Source organism: Sphingomonas mucosissima, from assembly GCF_002197665.1.
Lineage (GTDB): Bacteria > Pseudomonadota > Alphaproteobacteria > Sphingomonadales > Sphingomonadaceae > Sphingomonas > Sphingomonas mucosissima.
The window spans coordinates 553,876-560,089 of record NZ_NBBJ01000002.1; the positions used below are offsets into that span (position 1 = coordinate 553,876).

The following is a 6,214-nucleotide window of genomic DNA, read 5'->3' on the forward strand; positions in this document are numbered from 1 at the left end:
TGCGGTTTGATCCGGCGGGCGTAAGAGCCGTAACCCGCCTTTGGCGATTATTCGGTTAGGGGAGGCACATCGTGGACAACTCCGGGGGTGCCGCTGCCCTTGGGCTGGACTTTGGCACCACCAACACGGTCGTGGCGCTCGCAGACGGGGTGGAGAACTCACGGCTCCTCGAGTTTGCGGGTGCGGACGCAACCGGCGCGGTGTTTCGCTCGGCCTTATGCTTCTGGGAGGAAGAAACCGGCTGGAACGGCGTGGCGCATGAGGCGGGGCCTTGGGCGACCGCCGAATACCTCCAATCGCCGCTCGACAGCCGCTTTGTTCAATCGTTCAAAACGGTGGCGGCGAGCCCGCTCTTCGACAGGGCGATGATTTTCAACCGGCCGCTCCGGTTCGAGGACCTGGGAAGGCTGTTCCTCCAGAAACTGGTCGCCCATGCGGGGGGACAGCTGGACCGCCGGCCTGCCCGCGTGGTCGTGGGGCGCCCGGTCGAGTATGCGGGTGCCCGCGCTGACCCGGCGCTCGCCCGCCAGCGCTACGATCTGATGTTTCGCGCGTTCGGCGCAGAGATCGTCTATGTTCACGAGCCGCTGGGCGCGGCGTTCAGCTATGCCGCCCGGCTTACCGAGCCCGCCACGATCCTGGTGGCTGATTTCGGCGGCGGCACGACCGACTTCTCGCTCGTGCACGTCGGGGAGCCCGGAGTCTCCCGGCGCTGCGTGCCGCTGGCATCGTCGGGCGTCGGCATCGCCGGCGATCGGTTCGACCGGCGCATCGTGGAGCGGCTCGTCCTGCCGCTGCTCGGCCGGGGCGGGCAATATCGCTCGATGGGTAAGGTGCTGGACATACCCGGCGGCTACTTCGCCGAGTTCGCGGACTGGTCACGTCTTGCCATGATGCGCAACCGGCGGACGCTGGAAGAACTGCGCCGGCTTCAGCGCTATGCGATCGAGCCCGAGCCTATCGGCCGCATGATTGCGCTGATCGAGCATGAGCAGGGCTTTCCGCTCTACGACGCGGTGGGACGGCTCAAGCGCGAATTGTCGAGTGCCGAGCATGCGGAGTTCCGGTTCATGGGCGAGGGCGTCCACATCGCCGCCGAGGTGCGCCGGGCCGACTTCGAGGAATGGATTGCAGAAGATCTTCAGCGGATCGAGGCCGCCCTGGATGTCGCGCTCGCCCGCGGGAGTGTTGCAGAACATGACATCGACCGCGTGTTCCTGACCGGCGGATCCTCGTTGATCCCCTCTGTCCGTGCCATGTTCGAGCGGCGGTTCGGGCTCGACCGGATCGCTACTGGCGGCGAGCTGACCTCCATCGCGCATGGGCTCGCCCTCATCGGCGGGCAGGAGAACCCCGCAGAATGGGCGGCTCAGCCATAGCAACTGGGCCTGCCGATGATGAACGAGCGACCGCTTCGGTAACCCAGTGCCACGCCACACCCGATAGCGGCCGTTGAACGCCGATCGGTTTCAGATAGGCTCGCGCAATGACGCTGCGCATCTCGATACCCGACGAGCCATCCGCGGCGCACCGAGAGGCGGTTCTCGCTCCGCTGCGCGCCTATAATCAAAGCCAAGCGAGCGATCCGCGCATCCAGCCCGTGGTCGTGTTGTTGACCGACAAAGGCGGCGCGCACGTCGGCGGCCTGTGGGGCAGATGCGCTTTTGACTGGCTCTTCGTGGAGCTGCTTGCGGTGACCGAGGAACACCGCGGTGCAAACCACGGAAGGGCGCTCTTGGAGCAAGCCGAGAGCATCGCCCGTGCCAACGGTTGTATCGGCGTCTGGCTCGACACCTTCGAGTTCCAAGCGCGCGGCTTCTATGAAAAGCTGGGCTATGAGGTCTTCGGCACGCTCGACGACCATCCCGTCGGGCAGAAGCGATTCTTCCTGCGCAAACGGTTCTCGTAACGGCTGCTTTCCCGTCAGCCGCGCTTCGAAGTGGACAGATTCTCGTCCACTCAGTCGCCGCTGCATGCTCCAGAGCGAACGGCCGACATCACGGCACGGCGCCGTGCTTGGATGAGCAATTGTCCGGTGCCGAAGAGACCTTGGCGCCGCCCTGAAACCGGCAACCCGGTCCCCGGGGGAAGTGTCAGCTATCCCGTTCGGCGCGCTTGCGATCGGCTTTGCGGGCGCGGCTGACAGCGGCCGCATGCTCGCGCGCACGCTTTTCCGAGGGCTTCTCATAATGCCGGCGAAGCTTCATTTCGCGGTAAACGCCCTCACGCTGCAGCTTCTTCTTCAGCGCGCGGAGTGCCTGGTCGACGTTGTTGTCACGAACAATGATTTGCATCTTCTCTCGGCTTTCCACGCTTTCAATGCGGCAGGAGGCGCTCACCTCCGTGAGGAATCAAGCAGGCGCCCGCGCCTGTCTGGCGGTAAGCCGCTGTTTCACACCTTTTCGCAACCACTAATTGTCCGTCCCATTGAACGACGGAACAAAAATCCATGGTCGTACGGGGTTGGTGCTCGCTCGGGTTCAGCCGAGCGAGCAACGTCCCTCAGGCGTCTTCTGCCTGCAGATTGACCGACGTTTCGGCGAGCTTGGTCATATACTCGTCGCCGCCGTAGATCTCCTTGGTGGCCTGGTTCAGCTTCTTGCTGTCGTCCTTCAAGGAAAGAGCCTCGGCGTAGGCCGCGGCCGTGCCGAAGCCGGCGATGCCGTAATGGGTCATCCGCTGGTATTGCGCGATGATCAGAACGTCGAGGAGCGGGCCCTTCTTGGGTCCTTCCTCAAGCACGTGCTTGGTGGCTTCGGCCACCAGACCCTCCATGCCCTTGCAATGCTCCTTGGAGACCTTCTCGTCCTGCCCGGCGATCAGCTCTTTCACGACATCGGTGTGCTTGGCGATGCCCTCGAGAGACTTGCCCAGCATTTCCTTCAGCGCCGGATCGCTTGCCTTGCCGGCGATTTTCTTGAGCACCTTCTGCATCTGGTCGTTGGCCGACCACAGGTCCTTCAACTCGTCCGTGTAGATTTCCTGGAGATCCTCGGGAGTCGACATGCGCAATCCTTCCAATGCTGAGACCAGCCGCTTCGCCGGCGCGTGCCAGCTGGTGATGGTCGCTGCAGGAACGTGCGTTGACGCCATCCGGGCCCGTCGCGAGCGCAAGATCGCTCCGATTTGGGGTTCGGATAAAGCGATGCGCCGCCTCGCGGCATGGCCGGAGGGGCGAGTCGCGCGGCGCAATGGCCTCTACGGCAAGTGTGCCTTGCAACAGCGGTAGCAGATCGCAGCAGGCAACGTGCTGGACGACTCTGGCGCGTGATCCGTGAGGCGCATCGTTCGGCGCGATGATCGCTGCTCCGAGCGACGTGGCCGATTTCGGCGTTTGTCAGCGTTTGCGGACGAACTCGGCGCGGAGCACGAGGCCTTTGATCCCTTCGTAGCGGCAGTCGATCTCCTGCGGGTCGCCCGTCAACCGGATCGACTTGATAAGCGTGCCGCGCTTCAGCGTCTGCCCGGCGCCTTTTACGTCGAGATCCTTGATGAGCGTGACCTGATCGCCGTCGGCGAGCAGATTGCCGACCGCATCGCGTACCTCGACTTGCCCGGCGAGCTCACGCTTGGCGAACAACTCGGCTGCCGAAACCCACTCACCGGTATCTTCGTCATAGACATAATCGTCGTCGGACATGCTGCTTCCTGCTTTGCCTCGGGGATGCCGCTCTTACCTCGTGAGCCACCACGCCGTCACGTCTGCTTGGCCCGATCGCAGACCCTTGACGGACCTGTGAACCTCCGCGACTGGATCTTCGTCTCGTAACACGATCGTCGCTGAGGGCTGCTAGGCGTCCACCAGCGGCTAAGTTGTTGAACCGACCGGTAACATGAGCCGAGCCGAAGCATCTTAATGGGCACACTGATCGTTACCTTCTTCTCCATCAGCGTCATGGCGACAATGGCACGGCGGGTTCCACCCTACGCGCACGCGCTTTGACGAAGTCAGGTCCAGTTCGAATCATGTCATCGAATGCCGCGAAGTCATCAGGAACAAGTCGCATCCCCGGGAGCGAGCCGCGCGACCTCCGGGAGATCGCACGTCATCTCGCCACTTTTCGTCAGCCGAGCAATGTGCGCGGTTTCATTGAGCTCGCGGTAAGTGCCGCCCCGCTGGCACTGCTCTGGTTTCTGATGTGGCTCTCGCTGGACGTGCATTACGCGATCACGCTGCTCCTGGCGCTTCCCGCGGCCGGCTTTCTCCTGCGCTTGTTCTTGATTCAGCACGATTGCGGGCACGGCGCCTTTTTCAAAGGCCGCCGCGCAAACGACTGGGTAGGGCGCTGCATCGGTGTGCTGACGCTAAGCCCTTATGACCTTTGGCGCCGAGGGCACGCGGCGCACCATGCTGGCACGGGCAACCTCGACCGGCGCGGCACGGGCGATGTCGATACACTCACTGTGCGTGAGTTTAGAGAACTTAGCTTTTGGGGCCGTCTCCGCTACCGCCTGTATCGCAATCCCGCCGTAATGTTCGGGCTTGGCCCCGCGTGGCTATTCTTCCTGCGGTACCGACTCCCGCTCGGTCACATGCGTGAGGGGCGGGGGCCATGGCTTAGTGCCATGGGAACGAACTGCGCGATCGCGGTGATCTCCGCAGGTCTGATCGCGCTGGTTGGCTGGCGAGCTTTCTTGCTGATCCAACTACCGATTATCTTGATAGCAAGCTCCGCGGGCGTATGGCTGTTCTACGTGCAGCATCAGTTCGAGCAGACGCACTGGAGCAAAGGTAAGGATTGGGCCTTTCACGAAGCCGCGCTACTCGGAAGCTCGCACTACGTACTGCCCGGCGTGCTACGCTGGTTCACCGCAAATATTGGCATGCATCACATCCACCACCTGTGCAGCAACATCCCCTTCTACCGCCTTCCTGCAGCGCTTGATGCCCGACCCGAGCTTGCAGAGATCAACCGCTTGACGTTCCGCCAAAGCTTGCGGTCGATCAGGCTCGTCTTGTGGGATGAAGCGGCCGGTCGTTTGGTGTCGTTCCGCGATGCGCGTGTTCGAATGGAGTCGGCCGCAACAAGCCGCCGAGCGAGCTAGCCCGCTTCTCCAGCGTGCAATGTTGCCTTGGTTACCGACGGCATTCTGATCACTAGCCATCCCCTCGCGTCCTTGTCGGCGTGTGGCGGATCGAGCCTAAGCCGGCGAGCGACGGCAAGGGTGGCACGATCAGTACGATCTCGTCTGGTGCAACTCAGGACGCACAGAGTGCTGATTGGCGTCGGCAACTCGGCCGTGAACGGCATGATAGCGCGACGGCATGCGACCTGATGGACCGGGGCGTCCGCATGAATGGTTTGCGCGGCATCTCCGGTACGCTGGAGTGGTATCGCAGTCCCCCGCGCCCCTCGAATGTACCATGTAGTATAATCCCTACGTTTTGATCATAATGGCACATCGGTACATACCTTCTCTGCGCTTCGCGCGATTGAGAGGATGGCTTGGTGCAGGACCACTATTCAGCAAGCGCGCGCGCAACCCGCGTCACGACGGGTACCGGCCTTCATCCCGGTTTCGCTGGAGCGCTCGCTCTCGTCGCCCTGTTCTGGATCAGTGTTGCGCTGCAATTGCTCTCTCTGATGAGCTGGATCTAGCGGCACGGGATCCTACGGGGACTGACTCCTTTCTTGGGGCGCGAGGACCAATAGTGGTCCGGCACGTTGTCTGACCGATGTGCGAAATGCAACGGGAAGGCGGCCGGGCACCAAACGTCAACTGTGACAGCTTCGCCGGCCTTACAGCCACGTTGGTCCGCAAGGGCGCTGAGCCGTTCTAGTCGACCATGCCCACCCTCGCGACCAACTGATCAAGTAGGCTTCTAAAAGAGTGCTTCTGCTGGTGAAGTACTCGGCCGGGCGGTCTGATTCGCTACATGTGTGTGACGAGTGGGCAAGGCGGGATTGGCGGGAAAGCGTAGTTTTTTGGGGTGTGTGTAAGAAAGTTGCAAAAAGTGTTTGACGGTTGGGTGAGTGTTCCCTAGATGGGTTTCACCGCAGCGGTGGCCTGGACGGGCTGCTGGAGTGGTTAGCGAAAACAAGGCGCCATGGTCGCCCCGGTAAGATGGGGTAGGTCGAGGCGTCGGTTTTTGTCGCTCTTTGACATTGTTGGTTTAGATGAAGGGACATGTGGGCGGCGGCTCCGGGTCCGGCAACCTCAGGGTGTCGGTTTCTCGGTTAAAGCCAAGCCTGACCTGTATGTCCTTTGTTAC

The 6,214-nt window shown here is 62.2% G+C and carries 6 protein-coding genes; 3 read left to right on the plus strand and 3 right to left on the minus strand.

What is annotated here, in order from left to right:
- Nucleotides 1-71: 71 nt before the first annotated feature.
- Nucleotides 72-1,379 (plus strand): Hsp70 family protein, encoded by a 1,308-nt coding sequence (locus SPMU_RS09710; RefSeq protein ID WP_088333635.1) that lies wholly within the window; start codon nucleotides 72-74, stop codon nucleotides 1,377-1,379.
- 107 nt (nucleotides 1,380-1,486) lie between these two features.
- Complete coding sequence (locus SPMU_RS09715) at nucleotides 1,487-1,909, plus strand: GNAT family N-acetyltransferase (protein ID WP_088333636.1); 423 nt, start codon at nucleotides 1,487-1,489, stop codon at nucleotides 1,907-1,909.
- Nucleotides 1,910-2,093: 184 nt separating this feature from the next.
- On the opposite strand, the gene rpsU is transcribed toward SPMU_RS09715, so the two are convergent.
- The 3 genes from rpsU to SPMU_RS09735 form a co-directional block, all read right to left on the minus strand.
- Complete coding sequence (gene rpsU / locus SPMU_RS09720; RefSeq protein ID WP_088333637.1) at nucleotides 2,094-2,294, minus strand: 30S ribosomal protein S21; 201 nt, start codon at nucleotides 2,292-2,294, stop codon at nucleotides 2,094-2,096.
- Between the two features lie 208 nt (nucleotides 2,295-2,502).
- The gene (locus tag SPMU_RS09725; RefSeq protein WP_088333638.1) at nucleotides 2,503-3,006 is read right to left on the minus strand and encodes a ferritin-like domain-containing protein; all 504 of its coding nucleotides are present in this window, start codon (nucleotides 3,004-3,006) and stop codon (nucleotides 2,503-2,505) included.
- Between the two features lie 331 nt (nucleotides 3,007-3,337).
- Nucleotides 3,338-3,640 carry an alkylphosphonate utilization protein gene (locus tag SPMU_RS09735; protein WP_088333640.1) on the minus strand — a complete coding sequence of 101 codons (303 nt, stop codon included), beginning with the start codon at nucleotides 3,638-3,640 and terminating at the stop codon, nucleotides 3,338-3,340.
- Between the two features lie 437 nt (nucleotides 3,641-4,077).
- Between SPMU_RS09735 and SPMU_RS09740 the strand changes: the two genes are divergently transcribed.
- The gene (locus tag SPMU_RS09740; protein ID WP_245832995.1) at nucleotides 4,078-5,046 is read left to right on the plus strand and encodes a fatty acid desaturase; all 969 of its coding nucleotides are present in this window, start codon (nucleotides 4,078-4,080) and stop codon (nucleotides 5,044-5,046) included.
- The last annotated feature ends 1,168 nt before the right edge of the window (nucleotides 5,047-6,214 follow it).

What these genes read in the sequence shown, in the direction of transcription:
- rpsU (WP_088333637.1), bottom strand. Translation starts at nt 2,294, where the DNA reads ATGCAAATCATTGTTCGTGACAACAACGTCGACCAGGCACTCCGCGCG.
- SPMU_RS09725 (WP_088333638.1), bottom strand. Translation starts at nt 3,006, where the DNA reads ATGTCGACTCCCGAGGATCTCCAGGAAATCTACACGGACGAGTTGAAG.
- SPMU_RS09715 (WP_088333636.1), top strand. Translation starts at nt 1,487, where the DNA reads ATGACGCTGCGCATCTCGATACCCGACGAGCCATCCGCGGCGCACCGA.
- SPMU_RS09735 (WP_088333640.1), bottom strand. Translation starts at nt 3,640, where the DNA reads ATGTCCGACGACGATTATGTCTATGACGAAGATACCGGTGAGTGGGTT.